General features: G+C 53.1%; 17 protein-coding genes. 13 read left to right on the plus strand and 4 right to left on the minus strand.

The window, feature by feature from the left end; all coding sequences use genetic code 11:
- Nucleotides 1-28: 28 nt before the first annotated feature.
- Together speF and potE are read left to right on the plus strand one after the other, a co-directional pair.
- Nucleotides 29-2,227, plus strand: a complete 2,199-nt coding sequence (speF, locus tag OGW44_RS17340) for an ornithine decarboxylase SpeF (protein ID WP_185654281.1) — start codon at nucleotides 29-31, stop codon at nucleotides 2,225-2,227.
- Nucleotides 2,224-3,543, plus strand: a complete 1,320-nt coding sequence (gene potE / locus OGW44_RS17345; protein WP_016155987.1) for a putrescine-ornithine antiporter — start codon at nucleotides 2,224-2,226, stop codon at nucleotides 3,541-3,543. Before speF ends, potE begins: the two co-directional genes overlap by 4 nt.
- A gap of 71 nt (nucleotides 3,544-3,614) precedes the next feature.
- Here potE and pgm read toward each other — a convergent pair whose 3' ends face one another.
- Both pgm and seqA read right to left on the minus strand, forming a co-directional pair.
- Nucleotides 3,615-5,255, minus strand: a complete 1,641-nt coding sequence (gene pgm, locus OGW44_RS17350; protein ID WP_016152262.1) for a phosphoglucomutase (alpha-D-glucose-1,6-bisphosphate-dependent) — start codon at nucleotides 5,253-5,255, stop codon at nucleotides 3,615-3,617.
- A 24-nt stretch (nucleotides 5,256-5,279) separates the two neighbouring features.
- Entirely contained in the window at nucleotides 5,280-5,822 is a 543-nt protein-coding gene (seqA, locus tag OGW44_RS17355) for a replication initiation negative regulator SeqA (RefSeq protein ID WP_016152261.1), read from the minus strand.
- Between the two features lie 194 nt (nucleotides 5,823-6,016).
- On the opposite strand from seqA, the gene ybfF reads away from it, so the two are divergent.
- From ybfF to OGW44_RS17400, 9 genes are all read left to right on the plus strand, one after another.
- On the plus strand, nucleotides 6,017-6,790 hold the full coding sequence (ybfF, locus tag OGW44_RS17360) for an esterase (RefSeq protein ID WP_185654280.1): 774 nt from the start codon (nucleotides 6,017-6,019) through the stop codon (nucleotides 6,788-6,790).
- Between the two features lie 128 nt (nucleotides 6,791-6,918).
- Entirely contained in the window at nucleotides 6,919-7,206 is a 288-nt protein-coding gene (gene ybfE / locus OGW44_RS17365) for a LexA regulated protein (protein ID WP_003022842.1), read from the plus strand.
- Nucleotides 7,207-7,361: 155 nt separating this feature from the next.
- Nucleotides 7,362-7,892: a flavodoxin FldA gene (fldA, locus tag OGW44_RS17370; RefSeq protein ID WP_003022839.1), complete on the plus strand. Its 531-nt coding sequence runs from the start codon at nucleotides 7,362-7,364 to the stop codon at nucleotides 7,890-7,892.
- A 210-nt stretch (nucleotides 7,893-8,102) separates the two neighbouring features.
- Entirely contained in the window at nucleotides 8,103-8,189 is an 87-nt protein-coding gene (locus OGW44_RS17375) for a ryhB-regulated fur leader peptide (RefSeq protein ID WP_049259739.1), read from the plus strand.
- Nucleotides 8,182-8,628 (plus strand): ferric iron uptake transcriptional regulator, encoded by a 447-nt coding sequence (fur, locus tag OGW44_RS17380; protein ID WP_003022836.1) that lies wholly within the window; start codon nucleotides 8,182-8,184, stop codon nucleotides 8,626-8,628. Before OGW44_RS17375 ends, fur begins: the two co-directional genes overlap by 8 nt.
- 129 nt (nucleotides 8,629-8,757) lie before the next feature.
- Nucleotides 8,758-9,684, plus strand: coding sequence for a tricarballylate utilization LysR family transcriptional regulator TcuR (tcuR, locus tag OGW44_RS17385; protein ID WP_185654279.1), 927 nt, complete (start codon nucleotides 8,758-8,760; stop codon nucleotides 9,682-9,684).
- A gap of 97 nt (nucleotides 9,685-9,781) precedes the next feature.
- Nucleotides 9,782-11,185, plus strand: coding sequence for an FAD-dependent tricarballylate dehydrogenase TcuA (tcuA, locus tag OGW44_RS17390; RefSeq protein ID WP_049269237.1), 1,404 nt, complete (start codon nucleotides 9,782-9,784; stop codon nucleotides 11,183-11,185).
- Nucleotides 11,172-12,311, plus strand: a complete 1,140-nt coding sequence (gene tcuB, locus OGW44_RS17395; protein ID WP_016155982.1) for a tricarballylate utilization 4Fe-4S protein TcuB — start codon at nucleotides 11,172-11,174, stop codon at nucleotides 12,309-12,311. The genes tcuA and tcuB overlap by 14 nt, the downstream gene beginning before the upstream one ends.
- 53 nt (nucleotides 12,312-12,364) lie before the next feature.
- Nucleotides 12,365-13,660 carry an MFS transporter gene (locus tag OGW44_RS17400; RefSeq protein WP_016152256.1) on the plus strand — a complete coding sequence of 432 codons (1,296 nt, stop codon included), beginning with the start codon at nucleotides 12,365-12,367 and terminating at the stop codon, nucleotides 13,658-13,660.
- A gap of 51 nt (nucleotides 13,661-13,711) precedes the next feature.
- On the opposite strand, the gene OGW44_RS17405 is transcribed toward OGW44_RS17400, so the two are convergent.
- Nucleotides 13,712-14,044: a ChiQ/YbfN family lipoprotein gene (locus OGW44_RS17405; protein ID WP_185654278.1), complete on the minus strand. Its 333-nt coding sequence runs from the start codon at nucleotides 14,042-14,044 to the stop codon at nucleotides 13,712-13,714.
- A gap of 49 nt (nucleotides 14,045-14,093) precedes the next feature.
- Nucleotides 14,094-15,500 (minus strand): chitoporin ChiP, encoded by a 1,407-nt coding sequence (gene chiP / locus OGW44_RS17410; RefSeq protein ID WP_101699817.1) that lies wholly within the window; start codon nucleotides 15,498-15,500, stop codon nucleotides 14,094-14,096.
- A 636-nt stretch (nucleotides 15,501-16,136) separates the two neighbouring features.
- Between chiP and OGW44_RS17415 the strand changes: the two genes are divergently transcribed.
- Complete coding sequence (locus OGW44_RS17415) at nucleotides 16,137-17,138, plus strand: LacI family DNA-binding transcriptional regulator (RefSeq protein WP_185654277.1); 1,002 nt, start codon at nucleotides 16,137-16,139, stop codon at nucleotides 17,136-17,138.
- 34 nt (nucleotides 17,139-17,172) lie between these two features.
- A complete protein-coding gene (locus OGW44_RS17420; protein ID WP_185654276.1) occupies nucleotides 17,173-19,281 on the plus strand; it encodes an ADP-ribosylglycohydrolase family protein in 2,109 nt (702 codons plus the stop codon).
- Nucleotides 19,282-19,312: the final 31 nt, after the last annotated feature.

Genomic DNA, 19,312 nt, shown 5'->3' on the forward strand with positions numbered 1-19,312 from the left:
GCTATTACCTAAAAATAAAGAGATGAAAATGTCAGAATTAAAAATTGCCGTAAGCCGTTCCTGTCCTGATTGTTTTTCTACGCAGCGTTCTTGTGTAAATATCGATGAAAGTAATTTTATTGATGTTGCTGCTATCGTGTTATCCATCAATGATATTGAACGTGGAAAACTCGATGAAATTGACGCCACCGGCTATGGGATTCCTGTTTTTATCGCCACCGAAAATGAAGAACGTGTTCCATCTGAACATCTGCCGCGGATCTCAGGTGTATTCGAATGTAATGAAGCCCGTACCGCCTTTTATGGCCGGCAGTTAGAAACCGCCGCCAGCCATTATGAAACGCAGTTACGTCCGCCGTTCTTCCGTGCGCTTGTCGACTATGTCAATCAGGGTAACAGCGCCTTTGATTGTCCTGGTCATCAGGGGGGCGAGTTTTTCCGTCGCCATCCTGCGGGTAATCAGTTTGTCGAATATTTCGGCGAAACACTTTTCCGCTCCGATTTGTGTAATGCCGATGTCGCAATGGGTGATCTGCTGATTCACGAAGGCGCTCCCTGCATCGCACAGCAGCACGCAGCTAAAGTTTTCAACGCGGATAAGACCTACTTTGTACTGAACGGGACCTCCTCATCGAACAAAGTGGTGCTTAACGCATTGCTCACCCCAGGCGATCTGGTGTTATTCGACCGCAACAACCACAAGTCAAACCACCACGGCGCGTTATTGCAGGCCGGGGCAACGCCGGTATATCTGGAAACCGCGCGTAACCCGTACGGCTTTATCGGCGGGATCGACGCGCACTGCTTTGAAGAAGGCTATCTACGTGAACAGGTGAGTGAAGTTGCGCCACAACGTTCGAAAGATGAGCGTCCGTTCCGTCTGGCCGTGATTCAGTTAGGTACCTACGACGGCACAATCTATAACGCCCGTCAGGTGGTGGATAAGATCGGTCATCTGTGCGACTACATCCTGTTTGACTCCGCGTGGGTTGGCTATGAGCAGTTTATTCCGATGATGGCCGATTGCTCTCCGCTGTTGCTGGATCTTAACGAAAATGACCCCGGCATTCTGGTCACCCAGTCAGTGCACAAACAACAGGCAGGCTTCTCTCAGACTTCGCAGATCCACAAAAAAGACAGCCATATTAAAGGCCAGTCTCGCTACGTGCCTCATAAACGAATGAATAACGCGTTCATGATGCACGCCTCCACCAGCCCGTTCTATCCGCTCTTTGCCGCACTGGACATCAACGCCAAAATGCATGAAGGCGTCAGCGGGCGCAACATGTGGATGGACTGCGTCGTCAACGGAATTGATACTCGTAAGTTGATCCTGGAAAACTGCCACCATATCCGCCCGTTCGTGCCGGAGATAGTAGAAGGTAAACCGTGGCAGGATTATCCCACCGCTGAAATCGCCAGCGACCTGCGTTTCTTCCATTTTGTCCCCGGTGAACACTGGCATGCTTTTGAAGGGTATGCCGAACACCAGTACTTTGTGGATCCATGCAAATTGCTGCTCACCACTCCGGGTATTAATGCACGTAACGGCGAATACGATACCTTCGGCGTTCCGGCTACCATTCTGGCTAACTTCCTGCGCGAAAATGGTGTGGTGCCCGAAAAATGCGACCTCAACTCCATCCTGTTCCTGCTGACCCCCGCAGAAGATATGGCGAAGTTGCAGCAGCTTGTCGCCCTGCTGGTACGTTTCGAAAAACTGCTGGAAGCCGATGCCCCGCTAGCCGAGGTTCTGCCCTCGATCTACAAGCAGCATGAAGCCCGTTACGCCGGTTACACCCTGCGCCAGCTGTGCCAGGAGATGCACGATTTGTATGCGCGTCACAACGTGAAGCTGCTACAGAAAGAGATGTTCCGTAAGGCACATTTCCCGCGCGTCAGCATGAATCCCCAGGATGCCAACTATGCATATCTGCGTGGTGAAGTTGAACTGGTGCGTCTGCCGGACGCTGAAGGTCGCATCGCGGCAGAAGGCGCGCTGCCTTATCCTCCGGGCGTGCTGTGTGTGGTTCCGGGTGAAATCTGGGGCGGTTCAGTATTACGTTACTTCAGCGCACTGGAAGAAGGAATCAATTTGCTACCGGGTTTTGCGCCTGAACTCCAGGGTGTCTACATCGAAGAACACGACGGTCGTAAACAGGTGTGGTGCTACGTGATTAAGCAACAAAGCGCGCAACACGCTCTGTTGAAAGGGGAAATGTTATGAGCAAAGCCAAATCCAACAAAATGGGCGTCGTCCAGCTCACTATCCTGACCATGGTTAATATGATGGGATCCGGAATCATCATGTTGCCCACCAAGCTTGCGGAAGTCGGTACTATCTCGATCATCTCGTGGCTGGTGACTGCTGTCGGTTCAATGGCGCTGGCCTGGGCCTTCGCAAAATGCGGTATGTTCAGCCGTAAATCCGGTGGTATGGGTGGTTACGCTGAATACGCCTTTGGCAAATCCGGTAACTTTATGGCGAACTACACTTATGGCGTTTCGCTGTTAATCGCCAACGTGGCTATCGCCATCTCCGCCGTTGGCTACGGTACCGAGCTGTTTGGTGCCACACTGACACCGGTGCAGATTGGCCTGGCAACCATTGGTGTACTGTGGATCTGTACCGTGGCTAACTTTGGCGGGGCGCGCATTACCGGGCAGATCAGCAGCATCACCGTTTGGGGCGTCATTATTCCGGTTGTCGGTCTGTGTATCATCGGCTGGTTCTGGTTCAGTCCGACGCTGTACGCTAACTCCTGGAATCCACACCACGTCCCGTTCTTCACGGCTGTCGGCTCTTCCATTGCGATGACCTTGTGGGCTTTTCTGGGTCTGGAATCGGCCTGCGCCAACGCTGAAGTGGTAGACAACCCGGAACGCAACGTGCCCATCGCCGTATTGGGCGGTACGCTGGGCGCGGCGGTGATTTACATCATCTCCACCAACGTGATAGCCGGGATTGTGCCGAATATGGATCTGGCTAACTCTACAGCACCGTTCGGTTTAGCCTTCGCACAAATGTTCACCCCGGAAGTCGGTAAGGTGATCATGGCGCTGATGGTGATGTCCTGCTGCGGTTCACTGCTGGGCTGGCAGTTCACTATCGCTCAGGTATTCAAATCGTCGGCTGATGGGGGTTACTTCCCTAAAATCTTCTCTCGCGTGACCAAAGTAGACGCGCCGGTACAGGGGATGCTGGCTATCGTGATCATCCAGAGTGGTTTATCGCTGATGACTATCAGCCCGTCACTGAACAGTCAGTTCAACGTGCTGGTCAACCTGGCGGTGGTAACGAACATCATTCCGTATATTCTGTCGATGGCCGCGCTGGTAATTATTCAAAAAATGGCGAATGTTCCGTCGTCGAAAGCAAAACCGGCAAACTTCGTGGCGTTTGTTGGCGCATTGTACAGCTTCTATGCGCTCTACTCCTCTGGCGAAGAAGCAATGCTTTATGGTTCTATCGTGACCTTCCTCGGCTGGACGCTGTATGGCCTGGTATCACCGCGTTTTGAACTGAAAAATAAGCATAGTTAAATCCTGGCATAAAAAAGCCCGGTAGCGCTAACGCTTACCGGGCCTACAAAACGCGTCAGTACAAACAATACTTACGCGTTTTTCAGCACTTCGCTGACAATCTCAACGGCTTCTTTTTCGATCTGCTTGCGATGTTCTTCACCAAGGAAGCTCTCGCAGTAGATTTTATAGGCGTCTTCAGTACCTGACGGACGCGCAGCAAACCAGCCGTTATCAGTCATCACCTTCAGACCGCCGATAGAAGCACCGTTACCCGGTGCCGCCGTCAGACGTGCCGTGATCGGGTCGCCCGCCAGCGTGCTGGCACTCACCATTTCCGGAGACAGCTTAGACAGCGCCGCTTTCTGCGCGGAGGTCGCGCTTGCCTGCAGTCGGTTGTAGCTTGGCGCGCCGAAGCGGGCAGCCAGTTCGTTGTAGTGCTCTTGCGGATTCTTACCGGTCACTGCGGTAATTTCTGCCGCCAGCAGGCACATGATGATGCCGTCTTTGTCGGTCGACCACGGTGTACCGTCAAAACGCAGGAAAGAAGCGCCCGCGCTCTCTTCACCACCAAAGCCAAAGCTGCCGTCAAACAGACCGTCAACGAACCACTTAAAGCCAACCGGAACTTCGACCAGTTTACGCCCTAAATCATTCACTACGCGGTCAATCATCGCCGAAGAGACCAGCGTCTTACCAACGGCAACGTCTTTGCCCCACTGCGGACGATGCTGGAACAGGTAGTTGATCGCCACCGCCAGGTAGTGGTTCGGGTTCATCAGACCCGCCGGGGTGACGATACCGTGACGGTCATAGTCCGGATCGTTGGCAAAGGCCAGATCGAACTTGTCACGCAGCGCCAACAGTCCCGCCATCGCGCACTCGGAGGAGCAGTCCATACGGATTGCGCCATCTTTGTCGAGATGCATAAAGCGGAAAGTCTGATCAACGTGATCGTTAACGATAGTCAGGTTCAGGTTGTAGTGCTTGGCAATACGCTTCCAGTATTCGATACCGGAACCGCCAAGCGGATCGACGCCCAGCGTCAGGCCCGCTTTCTGGATCGCCGCCATGTCGACGATGTCGGCCAGTCCTTCAACAAACGGCTGAACCAGGTCCTGCTCTTTTACATGACCAGATGCCAGCGCAGCATCCAGCGACATACGCTTCACGCCTTGCAGACCGTCAGCCAGCAGAGCGTTAGCCCTGTCTTCCACCACTTTGGTGACGTTAGTATCTGCCGGACCACCGTTTGGCGGGTTGTATTTAATGCCACCATCTTCCGGCGGGTTGTGGGATGGCGTGATCACAATGCCGTCAGCCAGCGGGCCGCCTTTTTTGTTGTGGACCAGGATAGCATTCGACACGGCAGGGGTTGGCGTAAAGCCGTTATTTTCCTGCACGATGACGTCCACGCCGTTCGCTGCCAGCACTTCCAGTACAGAGATAAAAGCCGGTTCAGACAGCGCGTGGGTATCCTTGCCCACGTAGCACGGGCCAGTGATCCCGTTTTTCGCACGTTCTTCAGCAATCGCCTGAGCGATAGCCAGAATATGCGGCTCGTTAAAACTATGACGACCTGCACTGCCGCGATGTCCGGACGTACCGAACTTGACGGCGTGCTCAGCGTTCCCTGCCGTTGGTTTCAGTACATAGTACTGTGCCGTCAGTTGGGCGACGTTAATCAAATCACTCTGTTGCGCAGGTTGACCTGCACGGTTGTGGATTGCCATTGCCTGGTCCTTCTAATGCAAGGATTAAATTGTTCCGCAAACCTTTTCAATCAATTCCGCAGGGAATTGCATTGACTGCATGATGTGCTCAACCATGCTGCATTTACGGCCGGTATTGGTATTGGTGATCACCCAGTACGGCGTGCCTGGCACGTGTTTCGGTTTGGTTTGATTACCATTTTTCAGCAGCGTCTGTTCATCTGCTGCAAAATAAACGCGCGTACGACCATGCAACGATTCCGTTGCTTCGGCGAACGCGTTTTGATCCAGTGAATAGAGTGTAGACAGCACCAGCATAAAGCGATTTACTGCTTTCTTCTGCTCCGCATATTCGTCGGACAGCAGCAGTTCACGCATCGCGCGCACTTTATCTTTTACGGGGTTAACCGGCTTCGCTTCCACGACAGCTTGCACAGCGCGGACTTCTTTTACTACCGGAGTGACAGGCTGTGATGCGGCGGAAAACTTCAACATACGCCGTAAAATGTCGGATGCGCTCTCGCCGATATGCTTGGTGTGGCTGGCAATATAGCTATAGAGTTCATCATCAACTTCAATCGTTTTCATCTTAATCCAGTGCAGTGTTTAGCTGAATACAAGTTGTTGGGGTCAACACGCGTAGTGTAAAGGCAAATCCCAACAGCGGATAGCGTCAAGCCTGGTGGCTGGCAAAACTCAGAGTAACCGTAGTTGTTGCAGCCATGTGGCAGAATGGTCAACATGATACCCTAACCCGTGAGTGTGAAAAAAAGAACTTTGCCATGAAATTGAATATCCGAGCGCAATCTGCGCAAAACCTGCACAATAATTCTCCCATCGTCCTGGTGCACGGCCTGTTTGGCAGTCTGGATAACCTGGGGATCCTGGCGCGCGATCTGGTGGCCGATCACGATATCATCCAGGTTGATATGCGAAATCATGGCCTCTCCCCGCGTTCACCTGTGATGAATTATCCGGCCATGGCGCAAGATCTGCTGGATACGCTGGACGATCAACAGATCGAAAAAGCGATCTTTATTGGTCACTCGATGGGGGGCAAAGCCGTCATGGCGTTAACCGCGTTGGCCCCGGAACGTGTCGAACGGTTGGTAGCCATCGACATTGCTCCCGTTGACTATCATGTTCGCCGTCACGATGAGATTTTTGCTGCCATTAACGCAGTAACTGACGCGCAGTCCTCTTCGCGTCAGCAGGCGGCGAGCGTCATGCGCCAGCATCTGCAAGAGGAAGGCGTGATCCAGTTTCTGCTCAAATCCTTCGTGGACGGCGAATGGCGCTTTAATGTTCCCGTGCTGTGGGAGCAATATCCTCATATTGTCGGCTGGGAGACCATCCCGGCGTGGGAACACCCGGCGCTGTTTATCCCCGGAGGCAACTCACCTTATGTAACCGAAGCGTATCGCGAACAGCTGCTGACGCAATTCCCGCAGGCTCGGGCGCACGTTATTGCAGGCGCGGGCCATTGGGTGCATGCGGAAAAACCGGAGGCGGTACTGCGCGCCATCCGTCGTTATCTGAGCGAACAGGCTAACTGATTAAAAACTCAGCGTCTGCGCGTGATTACGCGCGTGGGCGTTGGCGTGTCTCCCCTGCTGATGTATTATGGCGGGCTATCCATCCGGGCAGACGCCTGGCTGATTGTTTCCCCGAAGTCACCAAGATCATGGCCAAAGAACAAACGGACCGTACGACATTAGATCTGTTCGCGCAGGAGCGTCGCCCGGGACGACCCAAAACTAATCCGCTCTCGCGTGATGAACAGTTACGTATTAACAAACGTAATCAGCTTAAACGCGATAAAGTTCGCGGGCTTAAGCGTGTCGAACTGAAACTGAACGCTGATGCTGTTGACGCTCTGAACGAGCTGGCCGAGGCGCGCAACATGAGTCGCAGTGAACTCATCGAAGAGATGCTGATGAACCAACTCAGCGCATTGCGCGGTCAGGCTTAGTCTGAATTTCTGCTCTAAATCATAAATCGTGTAGCACAGAGTGCAGTCCTGTGTGTTTGCTGTTTCCGCATGCCTGACTGTTCTGCTATGATTGCCCTTATCCGTGGGCAATGCGCCACCACCATTTCAATAAGTTTCAAGAGGTTATTTTACTCATGGCAATCACTGGCATCTTTTTCGGCAGCGACACCGGTAACACCGAAAACATCGCAAAAATGATTCAAAAACAGCTTGGTAAAGACGTTGCCGATGTACATGACATTGCAAAAAGCAGCAAAGAAGACCTCGAAGGGTATGACATTTTGCTGCTCGGCATTCCAACCTGGTACTACGGTGAAGCGCAGTGTGACTGGGACGATTTCTTCCCTACCCTCGAAGACATTGATTTTAACGGCAAACTGGTTGCATTGTTCGGCTGCGGCGACCAGGAAGATTACGCAGAATATTTCTGCGATGCGTTGGGTACAATTCGCGACATCATCGAACCACGCGGCGCAACCATCGTCGGTCACTGGCCAACGGCGGGTTATCACTTTGAAGCGTCCAAAGGCCTGGCTGACGACGACCACTTTGTGGGTCTGGCCATTGATGAAGATCGCCAGCCTGAATTGACCGCCGAACGCGTAGAAAAATGGGTTAAGCAGATCTCTGAGGAGCTGCACCTCGACGAAATCATCAATGCCTGATTTTGTGTGGCGCAGATTTCCATCTGCGCCACATCAATAGATAAAACCAATCAAAATAATTGCTACAAATTTGTAACTTTTTCGTCTGACCCTGTACAATGGCCGGATGCCAATCGGGTATTGCACAGTGTGTTTGTCGGCGATACCACGTTTTGATTAACAATATATGCCAGAGACTTGCAGTTTTCATTTAGCCATGGCAGTTCTATAATGAATCGCATTATCTCAAGTGCAATTTCTGTCACTTCTGTTAATGAAGTGAATCGTTTAGCTACAGGACAGATTCCGCATGACTGACAACAATACCGCATTAAAGAAGGCTGGCCTGAAAGTAACGCTTCCTCGTTTAAAAATTCTGGAAGTTCTTCAGGAACCGGATAACCATCACGTCAGTGCGGAAGACTTATACAAACGTCTGATCGATATGGGTGAAGAAATTGGTCTGGCGACCGTGTATCGCGTGCTGAACCAGTTTGATGATGCCGGTATCGTGACCCGCCATAATTTTGAAGGTGGTAAATCCGTCTTCGAACTGACTCAACAGCATCATCACGATCACCTCATCTGCCTCGACTGCGGCAAAGTGGTCGAGTTCAGCGATGATTCCATCGAGGCGCGCCAGCGTGAGATTGCGGCTAAACATGGTATTCGTTTAACCAACCATAGCCTCTATCTTTACGGTCACTGCGCCGAAGGCGATTGCCGCGAAGATGAGCATGCTCACGACGGTAAATAATGTAATGCTTTCTGAAAAGCCAACCATTCGGTTGGCTTTTTTTATGGGCGACTATCACCCCTTTTCCCCTTCCCTCCACTCCTGTGTTGCTTTAATGTAAAATCAATTGTCCCTTCCCGGAGAGTCGAAATGGAACTTCGCCAGCTACGCTATTTTGTTCGCATTGTAGAAACCGGCAGCATGGGTAGCGCGGCGCTCGATCTCAATATTGGGGTTTCGGCACTCAGCCAGCAAATGTCCCGCCTGGAAAACGAACTCGCTATTCGACTGCTGCAGCGCACCTCGCGTGGCGTGACGCCCACCAGCGCCGGACTGGCTTTTTACTCCCAGGCGCAGTTGGCGCTCCGCCACGCAGACGATGCAATCCTCGCCGCGCGAGAGTCCCGGCTTTCCGGGCACGTCAGCGTCGGTATGGCCCCCAGTACCGCTTCCGTTCTCGGCATGCCTTTTATTAACGCCATGCGGGAAAGCTATAGTGATGTCCGCCTGCATGTGGTGGAAAGCCTCTCTGGCAACCTGGAACGGATGATTAATACCCGCCAGATTGATCTGGCCGTGGTATTTCAAAAAGAAAAGCTCCTGCGCTGGAGCGCCAGACCGATTCTCGAAGAGCGCCTGTTTTTGATTGGGACTCATGCCTTACTGGCCGATATTGCCGATGACAATATTGCGCCAGCCCAGTTGGCAAGTATCCCATTGATAATGCCCAGCCCAGGCCACGGTCTGCGCGGCAGGCTGGAAGCAATTTGTCAGGAACACGCGCTGCGCATTGAGATCGCCACAGAAATTGATGGTCTGGCGCTGCTAATGCGCGCCGTTCGCAGTGGAATCGGCGCTACTCTCCAGCCCGGCGCGGCGATTTCCCATCTCGATAAAGAGACGCTAAGAGTGATCGGCGTCCATAATCCAATACTGAGTCGCCCCAACTTTCTGGTCAGCCTTTCTGATGATGAGCTCCCCCCCGCGGGCCTCGCCGCCCGCGTGGTGCTAACGAAAGTGATGCATCAACTGGTGGAAGCAGGAAGCTGGCCAGGCGCCATCCTTTACAATAACTAAAGCCCTCTTTAGCACTTCGTCATAGCGCCCGTACAAGCTGCGCGTATACATTTCAATTACAAATTTAACAATTAGTTCAATGGTAATGGAGTATACGATGGTTGATGTTCTGGTGATTGGCGGTGGCAATGCCGCGTTATGTGCTGCCCTAACCGCCCGGGAGCAAGGAGCTTCGGTACTCCTGCTCGAAGCGGCTCCACGGGAATGGCGCGGGGGAAATTCTCAACACACGCGTAATCTGCGCTGTATGCATGACGCGCCGCAGGATGTGCTGGTGGAAAGCTATCCTGAAGAGGAGTTCTGGCAGGATCTGCGGCGCGTCACCGAGGGAAATACTAACGAAGCCCTGGCGCGTCTGGTGATCCGCACCTCTTCACAATGCCGCGACTGGATGCGACAACACGGCGTTAATTTTCAACCTCCTCTCTCCGGTGCTTTACACGTAGCGCGAACCAACGCCTTTTTTATGGGGGGCGGGAAAGCCCTCGTGAATGCCTATTATCGCAGCGCAGAAAAGTTAGGCGTGCAAATCCGCTACAACACACCGGTGCAGGCGCTTGAACTGCATAACGGTGAGTTTGTGGCAGCGCTGGCAGGCGAAGAGCGCATAACCGCTAAGTCCTGCGTGCTTGCCGCTGGCGGATTTGAGTCAAATCGAGAATGGCTGCGCGAAGCCTGGGGAGAGAACGCCCGCGGCGAGTGGCCTGCGGATAACTTCCTGATTCGCGGCACGCGCTTTAATCAGGGCGTACTGCTTAAATTTATGATGGATGCCGGGGCGGACATCATCGGCGACCCCTCCCAGTCACACTGCGTCGCCATTGATGCCAGAGCGCCATTATATGACGGCGGGATTTGCACCCGCGTGGACTGCGTTTCACTCGGCATTGTAGTCAACCGTGACGCAGAACGTTTTTATGATGAAGGCGAAGATTTCTGGCCCAAACGCTACGCCATTTGGGGACGCCTGGTCGCCCAACAGCCAGGACAGATTGGCTATTCCATTATCGACAGTAAAGCCATCGGCCACTTTATGCCACCGGTATTCCCCGGCGCACAGGCGAATACGCTGGCGGAGTTGGCGCATCAGTTGGGGTTGGATGCCGAACGCTTTACCCACACCGTGACGGCGTACAACAACGCCTGCCAGCCAGGTCAGTTCGACCATACCGTCCTGGACAACTGCACGACGAAGAAGTTAACCCCCGCGAAAACACACTGGGCGCGACCGCTGGACCAGCCACCTTACTACGGCTATGCCCTGCGGCCAGGGATCACCTTCACCTATCTTGGGTTAAAAGTGAACGAACGCGCTGCCGTGCACTTTGCCGGGCAGCCAAGCCGCAACCTGTTCGTCGCCGGAGAGATGATGGCGGGCAACGTGTTGGGCAAGGGTTACACCGCTGGCGTGGGCATGTCGATCGGGACAACCTTTGGCCGCATTGCCGGAAAAGAAGCCGCGCTGGCAGCACGTAAGGAGGCACGTCATGAAGCAGCTTGAGAAACTGATCATCGAAGCACAAATTATCACCGAGCCGGAAGCAGAAGTTGAACGTGTGATGCAGGTCTGTAACGCCTGCCGCTATTGTGAAGGTTTTTGCGCCGTGTTCCCGGCAATGACTCAGCGCCTGGAATTCGGTAAAGCGGATATCAATTATCTGGCTAACTTGTGCCATAACTGCGGCGCCTGCCTGCACGCGTGTCAGTATGCCCCACCCCATGAATTTGCCATCAACGTACCGAAGGCGATGGCGGAAGTGCGGCTCGAAACCTATCAGCACTACGCGCAACCCGCCGCCTTTGGCGCGCTTTATCGTCGCGCAGGCATCACTGTGACGCTGGCGCTGGTTTTCGGTCTGATCCTGTTTTTACTCCTCGCCATGAGTTTAAAGGGCTCGTTATTCCATCCTCCGTTAGCCGGGGATTTTTATCAGATTTTCCCGCATAACCTGCTCGCATGGATGTTTGGTTCGGTATTTATTCTGGCGATAGGTCTGCTGATGGCGGGCGTTCTGCGCTTCTGGCGCGAAATCTCTCCGGGTGTGCCGCGTTCCGCTGAAATTGCTGAAGCCTCACACAATGCGCTGACGCTGAAGTATCTCGATGGTGGGCATGGCAAAGGTTGTAACGAAGCAGATGATGCCTTCACCCTGATGCGCCGCCGTTTCCATCACTTCACCTTCTACGGTTTTATGCTCTGCTTTGCCGCCACCGTGGTGGCAACGGGCTATCACTACTTTGCAGGTATAGAAGCGCCCTATCCGTTCTTCAGCGTTCCGGTAATGCTGGGCACGTTGGGCGGCATTGGCCTGGTTGTCGGCCCGGCTGGCTTGCTATGGCTCAATTTTAAGCGCTCACCGCTGCATGGCGACGCACGGCAAAAACCGATGGATCGCGGTTTTATTTTGCTGCTGCTCCTGACCAGTCTGACCGGTTTAGCGCTGCTGGCGGGAAGAGACACCTCCTGGATGGCTATTTTGCTCGCCATTCACCTCGGCGTGGTCATGGCGCTCTTTCTGACCATTCCTTATGGAAAATTTGCCCACGGATTTTACCGCTGCGCAGCCTTACTCAAGTGGGCGATTGAGAAACGGCGCGGCAAACAGGCGGGGGTCGCAGGCGACTAACCCGCAAACTCTTACCTCTATAAATATTATGATAAGACAGTGGAGCAAACCCAATGACACAACAACCATCGCGCGCCGGAACTTTCGGCGCAATACTGCGGGTAACCAGCGGTAATTTCCTCGAACAGTTTGACTTTTTTCTGTTCGGTTTTTACGCCACCTATATCGCAAAGACCTTCTTTCCTGCAGAGAGTGAATTTGCCGGGCTAATGTTAACTTTCGCCGTGTTTGGTTCAGGTTTCTTAATGCGGCCTGTTGGCGCAATTGTGCTGGGTGCTTACATCGACAGAATTGGTCGCCGTAAAGGACTGATGGTGACGCTGGCGATTATGGGCTGCGGTACCCTGCTGATTGCCCTGGTACCTGGTTATCACAGTATTGGTCTGCTGGCCCCTGTCCTGGTATTACTCGGCCGATTATTACAGGGCTTTTCTGCAGGGGTGGAACTGGGCGGCGTCTCGGTTTATCTTTCTGAAATCGCCACCCCTGGCAATAAAGGCTTCTACACTAGCTGGCAGTCAGCCAGTCAACAGGTCGCCATTGTGGTGGCAGCTCTGATTGGTTACGGCCTGAACGCCACCCTGGGACACGATGAGATCTCTGAATGGGGCTGGCGTATTCCATTCTTTATTGGTTGCATGATTATTCCTTTGATCTTCGTGCTCCGCCGCTCGCTTCAGGAAACAGACGCCTTTTTACAACGTACGCACCGTCCCGACACCAGGGAAATTTTTACTACCATCATCAAAAACTGGCGTCTCATCGCTGCGGGTACGCTGCTGGTGGCGATGACCACAACGACGTTCTACTTTATTACCGTTTACACACCGACCTATGGTAGAGCTGTACTTCACCTGAGCGCTCGCGACAGCCTGATCGTCACCATGCTGGTCGGTATTTCTAATTTTATCTGGCTGCCGATTGGCGGGGCGATTTCTGACCGAATTGGTCGTCGTCCGGTGTTGATGGGGATTACCATCCTTGCACTAATCACCACCTGGCCGGTTATGCACTGGCTCACCGCCGCGCCAGATTTCACGCGCATGACGCTGGTTCTGCTTTGGTTCTCGTTCTTTTTTGGTATGTACAACGGGGCAATGGTCGCCGCACTCACCGAAGTGATGCCTGTCTATGTGCGTACGGTGGGTTTTTCACTGGCATTCAGTCTTGCCACGGCGATTTTTGGCGGCCTTACGCCAGTCATCTCCACAGCGCTGGTCCAGCTAACCGGGGATAAAAGCTCACCGGGGTGGTGGCTGATGTGTGCGGCACTTTGCGGGCTCGCCGCCACGGCAATGCTGTTTGTCCGGCTGAGTCGGAGTTATCAACCGGTGGAATATAAACCCTGAAATGCAAACGGGCGGAAAACTCTCCGCCCGTTGTCTGTTTCATTTTTCGATTTACTGCGCAGTATTCTTGCTACGAATTTCCTGCCAGACCTTGTCGCAATCAGCATTAACGGACTGACCATTACCCGTGCGCGTGGCCTGGATGCATTGCTGATAATCCAGTACGCGTACGCTTTCTTCATTGGCAAACTGCTGATGCTGCTTTTCTTTCTTCAGCACATTCAACACGCTTTGGCAGGCTTCGATTTTCTCCGGCGATCCTTGCGCGGTAGTAATGCACGCGCTGTAGGCTTCTTTCAGACGACTGTCTTCTTTTGGTGCCGGGGATTGCGCGCAAGCCACCAGCCCGAATGCCATAACAGCGATGAGTATCAGTTTTTTCATAGCACTTTCCTCAACGATGCGGCAGGCGCCCGGCCTGCCGCTGTTGGCATTAGAAGATGGTGAACGGAGCAATAACGATGAATTTCACGTCGCGCTCATCCTGGAAGATGTTGCCGTAACCACCGCCCCAGCTCGGAATGTCTGAATGGTTGTCGTACTGGGTGAAGTGCAGTTTAAACATGGTGCCCTTCGCACGCCCCTCTTGCAGGGTATAGACCGCATCCAGGCTGTAAGAAGATTCTTCGATAGTCCGGTTTTTGTCGTAGTACGCATCCGGATTGATCTGCCAGGTTGATGGCTTGGCATCCCATGCGTAAACGTAGGACGCGCCCACTGCCCAGCCCGGCAAATTCCAGTTCTTCAGGTCATACATTGCGCCGAAGAAGACAGCCTTTTCGCCGTTGGCGTTGAAGTCGGAACGGTTATCCCACCAGATATCCAGGCGACCGTTTGATGAGGCGTAGGTCGGGGTCATACGCTGCAGGAAGTACCCCTGCTGCCCGTCCGCTTTAACCCAGGTCCCTTCCAGACGCAGGTCAACCACTTCCGCCACTTTGTAGCCAAAGGTCAGCGCCTGCAGCCAGGCCGTACCATCATAAATATCGTTCACGGTGCGATCGTCAACTTTGTCGCGCGCGCCGTAGAACTGATAGCTGGTGGTAAACGGGTTACCGCCTAAATCGAATTTATAGCTGGCTTTTGCGAAGTACTGATCGACGTAGCCTTCAGACTGACCAAATGCGGCTTCCAGCAACAGGTTATTTTTGAAGTCATATTTCGCGCCGATTGAGTGCAGATAATCTACGCTGGTCTTTTTATCAGCCTGATAGAATTTATCGACTTCAGTGTGCCATGGTGCTTTATATTCGTTGGCCCACATATAGGAGAAGCTCAGTGCACCAGCATCACCATAGTCGAAGTTGGCTCCGGCTTCAGCACCCTGATAGGTACCTGGCATAAAGCTCCAGTGCGGAGCCAACAGAGTCTGTCCGGTTGGTTGAATGTAACCAGCGCGCGCCCAGGTTGGGCCGAATTTAAATTTGGCTGCTGCTTTATAAAGGCTAATTCCGCTCTTATCGCCGGAGTAATCTTCATCATAGCCTTTATTTTTTGACGAGAATGCAATTTCGTTTGGATGGCCGCTTTCGCTACTTTCGTTCATTTCAATAGCGGTAAATGCTGCGATATCAATACCAAACATATCAGCCGCATAACCGGACTGGAAGTCGAGGTTAGCGTTCCAGGTGGAGTGAGAAAGGTTGGTTTTGTATTTGTCGTGATCGGTCACATCTTTACGGTCACGCTCACGCTGCCAGTAATAGATGCCGCCGGTTAAGGTTGAGTCATCAATAAATCCTTCGGCGTGTACCTGGGGAGCGACAACGAAACCCGAGATTGCTGTGATACCGGCGATAGCCAGCGCCAGCGTACTACGTTTGCCACTAAACGTACGCATATGTTAATCCTCTTTGACGTATAACCCTTCGTTTTTCAAGCTGCATCGGTGTTGGCTTTACTCGGCCTTTGGCCTCGCCCCATCGGGGACAGCGCACACGCTGCGTCTCCGCCTTGATGCAACTCGAAATCCATTGGGTATAAAATGCTGCCGACAAAAGCGGACAGCGAAAAAACAAAAATTAAAAAAGTAGCGCTGAGAAAACCTCAGTGACTACAATGAATAGACTATTTTTCGCGACGCGAATTATCAATCTCTTTCTGTAACGAGTATGTAATAGTATGAGCAACCGCACATATTTTCTTGTTTTCTGTTACATTTTGCTTTGGGAGTAAAAAAAGTCACAAAAACAAGAAAAAACACTTTATATACATATAGATATCTTCAATTTTATTATTATATATATAATTCAACCCTTAATAATTGTCTTTGCATTCGCAAAACAAATTAATTCTCGAACGTCATTAATTCGCTCTGCAAACAGAACGTTCGAGCTCCTGAATTCACTCTCCGTCGTTGATGTGACCGTCCTCGGATTTTCCACACAAATACACTCACTTTATAAGGTTTTTATTGACAGCTACCGGGTGTCCCATTATTCAAAGATGCAGGTTATACGTATAAGTTGATAAATAAATGACAAAACGCATCACACAGAAAGACGTCGCGGCCCTGGCTGGCGTTTCACAGGCGGTGGTATCCGTGGTACTCACCAAAGGAAATCACACCTATCCACAGGAGACAGTGAGCCGGGTTGAGCAAGCGGCTAATCAGCTGGGATATATACCGAACCGTTTTGCACAAGCGCTGAAAACCAATAAAACCATGTCGATCGCCTGCATCGTGCCGGATATCGCCAACCCTTTTTATGCCTCACTCGTCCGTGGCGTTCAGTCGGTGACGGATAGGTATCACTACGATGCGATCGTGGCCAGCACCGATGGATTACGGGAAAGAGAGCTGCATTTTTTGCGCTGGTCAGCGCAGGGGCGGGTCGACGCCGTGGTGGGGACATTTTTTAACGTCGGGATGAAAGATTTTGCCCCGTATCTTCAGGCAGGGATCCCGATTGCACGTATTGAAGCCAGGATGAAAAAAAGCGGCCCGCTGCCGCTGCATAATGTTTATATCGACAACGCCGCTGCCGCGCGCAGCGCCGTCGAATATCTGCTGGCACAGGGGCACCGAAATATCACGATGATCGCCAGCGCTGGCGGTCCTGAGCCTGCCAGAGTGGAAGGATATCGCCAGGCGATGACCCAGGCCGGCCGCCTTCCGCGCATCAAAATTCTGCCAGGTTTTAACGAACAAAGCGGCTATCAGATCGCGATGCAGCTGATTAATGACGGCACGCTCCCGGATGCGATTTTCGCCGCCAACGATTTAATGGCTATCGGCGTGATGCGTGCCGCAAGGGAGAAAGGCATCACTATCCCGGAGCAGCTTGCGGTGATGGGTTTCGATGATATTCCCGCCGCCGGGCTGGTGACCCCTTCCCTGACTACTATCGCCCAGTACCCGGAGCAGCTTGGGCAAAAAGCGGCCGCCCTCCTCCTGGCGCAAACTGATATCACCGCACAGCTCCAGGGCAGCACCACTGAAATGCCCTGGGGCCTGGTAAAAAGAGAATCCGCCTGAACGGCTGATAAAACACCATACAAGGATCAAACAGATGGAATTGCCTTCAGATTATGAGTCGCGCGTTTATGCAGGGGTGTTAGGGAAATTAATCGGCGTCTACCTTGGCCGCCCTTTTGAAGGGTGGACCTACGAAAAAATTATGCAGGAGCTGGGGCCAATCCAGTATTACGTCCACGAAAAATTTAAGCGTCCGCTGGTTGTCACCGACGATGATGTCGCCGGAACCTTTACCTTTATCCGCGCACTGGAAGATTATGCCCTGCCGCCGGATCTGAGCGCGGAACAGATGGGGCACTGCTGGCTTAATTACATCATTGATAAGCGCACCATCCTCTGGTGGGGCGGCAACGGTAATTCGACGGAACACACCGCCTGGCTGAATCTCAAAAAAGGCATTCCGGCTCCGCTAAGCGGAGCCATTGCGACCAACGGGAAAACGATTGCCGAACAGATTGGCGCACAAATCTTTATTGATAGCTGGGCGCTTGTCGCACCGGGACAACCCCGTCTGGCGGCAGAACTTGCCAAAAATGCCGCCAGCGTGAGCCATGACGGTGAAGCGGTGTATGCCGCTATGCTCTGGGCGGCGATGGAATCACAGGCCTTTATTTGCCAGGAGATCGAACAGCTTATTGACGTCGGACTATCCGTGATCCCGGCAGAGTCGCAAATAGCCCAGCTGGTTGGCGATATCCGTCGCTGGCGACGGGAAGATAACGACTGGCAGACGACCCGCCAGCGAATCGACGACAACTATGGCTATCACAAATATCCCAGCAATTGCCACATCATTCCTAATCATGCGCTGATGATTATGGCGATCCTTTACGCGCCGGACGACTTCCAGCAGGCCCAGTGCATTGTCAATACGTCAGGATGGGACACCGACTGCAATGCGGGGAATGTCGGCTGTCTGTCCGGCATTATGCTGGGACTCCAGGGTATTGACGCAGGCCCGGACTGGCGCGGGCCGCTGGCGGACAGAATGCTGATCTCCTCAGCCGACGGGGGGTTCTCCATAAACAACGCCGTGCGGATCACCGATTACCTGGTCGGTCTGGGACACCAGATTGCCGGTCTGCCGCGCCCTGCAGCCAAAAAATCCGGCGCGCAGTACCATTTCTCACTACCGGGCAGCGTGCAGGGTTTCCGCTGGCTTAATGAAGAAAATGCGGCCGCGGTTGAGGTTAAGAATGAGGCGCACCTGGGGCGGCAGATGTTGAGTCTGCACTATCGCCATCTTGCGCCCGGACTTCATGCCAGCGTGACCACGCAAACCTTTACCCCGCCTGAAATCGTGGAAATGCGCAGCTACGATTTAATGGCTACCCCACTTATCTACCCAGGTCAGCGTCTTCAGGCCACCCTGATTGCGCCACCGGATAACACATCCGCGTTAAACGTGCGGCTCTGCTACCGGGTTTATGATGACAACAATCAGTTGACACCCCAGTACGGCGACGCGCAGAGCATAGCCCCGGGTGAATCGCTAACGCTGGCGTTGGATCTCCCGGACTGCCAGGGCCAACCGATCGGCGAGATTGGCGTAACAATCAGCACCGATGCCCGCGTTGCCCGCGGTCGCCTGCTCATCGACAGTATGCGCTGGGACGGCGCACCTGAGCTGACCCTGCGTAAACCCACAGGGGAAACTAATTTTTGGTGGCGAGCCTGGGTAAACGGCGTGGATCTCTTTTCACGCCACTATCCCACCAGCTTTCGCATCTCCAAAGAGTACGACGAGGGATTGATTATTCACGGAACGCGGCAGTGGGATAACTACCGCGTTCAGAGTGACATTACGCTGCATTCAGGGGAGTACGGCGGTCTGGCTTTTCGGGTACAGGGGATGAGGCGCTATTACGCCGCACGCATCATGCGCGACGGAAAATTACAGATCGTCCGCGTGCGCGACACCAGCACCAAAGTTCTGGCAGAAGCGGCGTTGTCCGACGTGTACGAGCGCCCTGTGTCGTTCGATATCAGCGTCAACGGGCAGATTATCTCCGCGACCGTTGACGGTAAAACGCTGCACGTGGAGGACGCTGAACACGAAGCCTTGATGGATGGCGGGATCGGTTTACTGATTTGTGCGGGTGCGCTGTCGACGGACGCTATCCATATCAGCGCCAGTTGTTAATTAACGGAAATGGACGACAACAAGGGATTAA

This window comes from Citrobacter sp. Cb023 (assembly GCF_030336805.1).
Classification (GTDB): domain Bacteria; phylum Pseudomonadota; class Gammaproteobacteria; order Enterobacterales; family Enterobacteriaceae; genus Citrobacter; species Citrobacter braakii.

What these genes read in the sequence shown, in the direction of transcription:
- speF (WP_185654281.1), top strand. Translation starts at nt 29, where the DNA reads ATGTCAGAATTAAAAATTGCCGTAAGCCGTTCCTGTCCTGATTGTTTT.
- potE (WP_016155987.1), top strand. Translation starts at nt 2,224, where the DNA reads ATGAGCAAAGCCAAATCCAACAAAATGGGCGTCGTCCAGCTCACTATC.
- pgm (WP_016152262.1), bottom strand. Translation starts at nt 5,255, where the DNA reads ATGGCAATCCACAACCGTGCAGGTCAACCTGCGCAACAGAGTGATTTG.
- seqA (WP_016152261.1), bottom strand. Translation starts at nt 5,822, where the DNA reads ATGAAAACGATTGAAGTTGATGATGAACTCTATAGCTATATTGCCAGC.
- ybfF (WP_185654280.1), top strand. Translation starts at nt 6,017, where the DNA reads ATGAAATTGAATATCCGAGCGCAATCTGCGCAAAACCTGCACAATAAT.
- ybfE (WP_003022842.1), top strand. Translation starts at nt 6,919, where the DNA reads ATGGCCAAAGAACAAACGGACCGTACGACATTAGATCTGTTCGCGCAG.
- fldA (WP_003022839.1), top strand. Translation starts at nt 7,362, where the DNA reads ATGGCAATCACTGGCATCTTTTTCGGCAGCGACACCGGTAACACCGAA.
- OGW44_RS17375 (WP_049259739.1), top strand. Translation starts at nt 8,103, where the DNA reads ATGAATCGCATTATCTCAAGTGCAATTTCTGTCACTTCTGTTAATGAA.
- fur (WP_003022836.1), top strand. Translation starts at nt 8,182, where the DNA reads ATGACTGACAACAATACCGCATTAAAGAAGGCTGGCCTGAAAGTAACG.
- tcuR (WP_185654279.1), top strand. Translation starts at nt 8,758, where the DNA reads ATGGAACTTCGCCAGCTACGCTATTTTGTTCGCATTGTAGAAACCGGC.
- tcuA (WP_049269237.1), top strand. Translation starts at nt 9,782, where the DNA reads ATGGTTGATGTTCTGGTGATTGGCGGTGGCAATGCCGCGTTATGTGCT.
- tcuB (WP_016155982.1), top strand. Translation starts at nt 11,172, where the DNA reads ATGAAGCAGCTTGAGAAACTGATCATCGAAGCACAAATTATCACCGAG.
- OGW44_RS17400 (WP_016152256.1), top strand. Translation starts at nt 12,365, where the DNA reads ATGACACAACAACCATCGCGCGCCGGAACTTTCGGCGCAATACTGCGG.
- OGW44_RS17405 (WP_185654278.1), bottom strand. Translation starts at nt 14,044, where the DNA reads ATGAAAAAACTGATACTCATCGCTGTTATGGCATTCGGGCTGGTGGCT.
- chiP (WP_101699817.1), bottom strand. Translation starts at nt 15,500, where the DNA reads ATGCGTACGTTTAGTGGCAAACGTAGTACGCTGGCGCTGGCTATCGCC.
- OGW44_RS17415 (WP_185654277.1), top strand. Translation starts at nt 16,137, where the DNA reads ATGACAAAACGCATCACACAGAAAGACGTCGCGGCCCTGGCTGGCGTT.
- OGW44_RS17420 (WP_185654276.1), top strand. Translation starts at nt 17,173, where the DNA reads ATGGAATTGCCTTCAGATTATGAGTCGCGCGTTTATGCAGGGGTGTTA.